Origin of the sequence: Nostoc sp. UHCC 0251, from assembly GCF_034932245.1 — a bacterium.
Classification (GTDB): Bacteria; Cyanobacteriota; Cyanobacteriia; order Cyanobacteriales; family Nostocaceae; genus Nostoc.
The window spans coordinates 1-1,769 of sequence record NZ_JAYGHD010000527.1 but is presented as its reverse complement, the minus strand read 5'-3'; the positions used below and the strand labels follow the sequence as shown (position 1 = coordinate 1,769).

2 protein-coding genes are annotated in these 1,769 nt (G+C 37.9%); both read right to left on the bottom strand.

Going from position 1 to position 1,769, the window contains the following annotated elements; genetic code table 11:
- Positions 1 to 307 precede the first annotated feature (307 nt).
- Positions 308 to 637: a DUF2973 domain-containing protein gene (locus tag VB740_RS36580; protein ID WP_323204693.1), complete on the bottom strand. Its 330-nt coding sequence runs from the start codon at positions 635 to 637 to the stop codon at positions 308 to 310.
- Positions 638 to 962: 325 nt separating this feature from the next.
- Positions 963 to 1,280 carry a DUF2605 domain-containing protein gene (locus VB740_RS36575; RefSeq protein WP_323204692.1) on the bottom strand — a complete coding sequence of 106 codons (318 nt, stop codon included), beginning with the start codon at positions 1,278 to 1,280 and terminating at the stop codon, positions 963 to 965.
- Between the last annotated feature and the right edge of the window lie 489 nt (positions 1,281 to 1,769).

Genomic DNA, 1,769 nt, shown 5'->3' with positions numbered 1-1,769 from the left:
CCCTCTGATTAAGATTCTGTTACATAGCGGGAAATTTTAGCACCCACTTACTTACTTGGGTTTTATCAAAAGCAGTAGGAGGAAGGTTAGACTTTTAAGGTAGAAGTAATTTGGTTACTAAAATATGCCTCAAGGCTCGACCAAATTAAAATTTGGTTCAGCATTTTAAACGTAAACTACTGACCCTAAACGATTATTCTGACCTAAAGACGCGATCGCCTCAAATTTAAGGATAGTAATAAATTTCTGCCAGGAGAAAGGTTAAGGATGTAAAAACAACAATAATTTACACCCAAATTCCTAACTTTTATACTTCATCAGAATTGTCTCTTTTATGCCCTGGAGATGCTTCGTAAAGTGCATCGAGATGTTGACGCGCATCTTCAACGTTAATCGAACGCATTACCAAAAGTGGCTCTTTTATTAAGTTACCCGCGTTGTCTAATAACTCTGGATGGGGTACAAACTGTTTTTTTGATGAATAATAACCATAGTTTCCTTGATTATTCATTGGCGAGGAATTCGTCGGGTAAGTTCGCTCCCGATCAAAGCTGAACATGATCAGATTACGAATTAAGTTGCCAACAGCTATAAATGCAAGGATTGTAAAAGCAAGAATGTAAAGCAGGTGTAACATCGGATTTTCCTCCAGAACAGCAATTTTTAAAACTTTATTTTGTAACGCTTTGCTTCGCCAACCCTGTAACTGACAGTTAAGACGAGTATTTGAGGCACTTTTTATGCGCTTACATTTATATCGAGCTATTTGTCAACCGTTATTCCACTTACGGTAGCATAGGATACATTATTTTGTTAATCCAAATAATGTTAAGAAAATCTTAAGAGTTTTGTACTATTTCTTTAACGGCTGATTTACCGTCTTGTGTAGATGCAAAGGGGCTAGTCTTGAGACATCGCTAAAGTACTCTGCCGAAATTTAGTAAATGCTCCAATCAGGTGTTTTAAGCTTCACGCGTTTGGCGAAAGCGCATTGCCACATTCCAACATTCTGTTACTAATTGATGCCAAGGCATTAAAGTTGCCATATCAATCCCGACTTGTTTATCAGTAGCAGTAAATAGCATTTTTGCCGTACTTAGTTCATCTTGCGCTTGTTTAACACGTAAGAGCAAGTCAGCTTGTTCTTGGTCACTCATAAATGATAGCTGCTCAGTTTCGAGTAAATGGCGCGATCGCGTAAACCAATGCTGAAAATCTTCCAGCAGGGGTTCTAAAACCGTTTTCAGCAAATCAGTCCCTGGTAAATTTGAGTCTGACATAAATGAGAGGCATATTTCCAACTTTCTTACTAATATTAACGTTATTTACGTTTCTTAACATTTTTATTATTTATTGTCTCATAATTCCAGAGTATGTAAAAATATGTAACAAAGAACACAGAATTCATTATATAGTCTTGCTTATAGGTTTGTACAGTTCCTTTGGAGAGGCATCTATAGGTATAGTTGACAGCAAGTTGCTTTTGTAAAGATAATTTAGCGATGTCTACGATGGTCACTCAGCTTGTCGTACAACTTCGTGGAAGCAAGCTACGCGCAGCGTCTCGTAGAGAAGTGCGGGCTACGCCTACGCGTGAAATCATGAATTTGTCACTCAGCTAACCGATCAAAAATTTATCAGAAAATTGGGTTTAAAACCCTGTGCTTTTAGCACGGCTTTATATTAGACCTGTCGCTTAATAAGGTAAAATCAGCGATTAGCCGTTGGGATGAGACAGAAAAATGCTAGACATCAATCGGGTGCTCAAG

Excerpts from the sequence above, each read along its gene's own strand:
- VB740_RS36580 (WP_323204693.1), bottom strand. The coding sequence starts at position 637 with ATGTTACACCTGCTTTACATTCTTGCTTTTACAATCCTTGCATTTATA.
- VB740_RS36575 (WP_323204692.1), bottom strand. The coding sequence starts at position 1,280 with ATGTCAGACTCAAATTTACCAGGGACTGATTTGCTGAAAACGGTTTTA.